The organism is Caballeronia arationis (assembly GCF_001544975.2).
Classification (GTDB): Bacteria; Pseudomonadota; Gammaproteobacteria; order Burkholderiales; family Burkholderiaceae; genus Caballeronia; species Caballeronia arationis.
In genome coordinates this window covers 1-858 of sequence record NZ_FCOG02000522.1, presented here as the reverse complement: position 1 = coordinate 858, position 858 = coordinate 1, and the positions used below count along the sequence as shown (strand labels likewise).

Sequence of the window (858 nt, the reverse complement as noted above, 5' to 3'; positions counted from 1 at the left end):
GCCGCATCGGCGAGCCGGAGGACCTCGCCGGCCCCGCCCTATTCCTCGCCTCCGACCTGGCTGCCTACGTCAATGGCGCGGAGGTGCTGGTCGACGGCGGGCTCGATTGCATGCTGATGGACATGGTCCCGCGCCCCGGCTTCAACGCCACCCCGGCGGCCGCGTGAGCACCATCACACCATAACGATGAGGAGAGTGGATATGGTCAAGACGAACTTGCTCAGCGGAATCCACAAGACTCCGCCCGACAGTGCGGTGGTACCACCGAACACTGGCTCCTTTTCGAGCACGATGACATCGGTATGGCCGGCAGCAGAATCCGGCTGACACCGTCGAGCGCGTGCGCGAATACATGATGAGCGAGACCGGCAGCAACTACGATGCGGCCGCGGTCGAATGCTTTATCGAGAACGGGCCGAAAATGGTCGAGTTCTTCGAGCGGGAGACCGAGATGAAGTTCGTGCCCCCGTTCTATCCGGACTATCACCCGGATGCGCGTGGCGGCGTCGACATTGACCGCTCGATCCTCGCCGCACCCTATGACATTCGCGGGCTCGGCAAAGACATGCGCCGTCTCAAGCCGCCGCTCGAGACATTACCTTCATGGGGATGATGTTCAATTCCTCAAACGCGGACCTCAATCACTTCTTCCGCGCGACCAATCGATTGTTTCGTTTTTCTACGTCGCCCGGCGCCTGGCTACTCACGTCAAGGAGCTGGCCCTCTACCGGCGGGGGATCAACGTCACGAGCGGGAACGCGCTCGCCGCGAGGCTCGCGAAGTCGGCGCTGGCGCTCGACATTCCGATCCTCACTTCGACGCCCGTGAACGAACTGCTGTGCGAGGACGCCAAGGTGG

Annotated in this window: 1 protein-coding gene and 2 pseudogenes; 2 read left to right on the top strand and 1 reads right to left on the bottom strand. The window is 62.6% G+C overall.

The features are described from left to right. The coding region (locus AWB81_RS43620; protein WP_144444419.1) for an SDR family oxidoreductase at positions 1 to 167 on the top strand (167 nt) is incomplete at its 5' end. 54 nt (positions 168 to 221) lie between these two features. Here AWB81_RS43620 and AWB81_RS48675 read toward each other — a convergent pair. After that, a pseudogene (locus AWB81_RS48675) lies at positions 222 to 299 on the bottom strand (FAD-binding protein); the annotation flags it as partial. Between AWB81_RS48675 and AWB81_RS43615 the strand changes: the two are divergent. After that, positions 299 to 858 (top strand): annotated as a pseudogene (locus AWB81_RS43615) (FAD-binding protein); the annotation flags it as partial. The pseudogenes AWB81_RS48675 and AWB81_RS43615 overlap by 1 nt on opposite strands.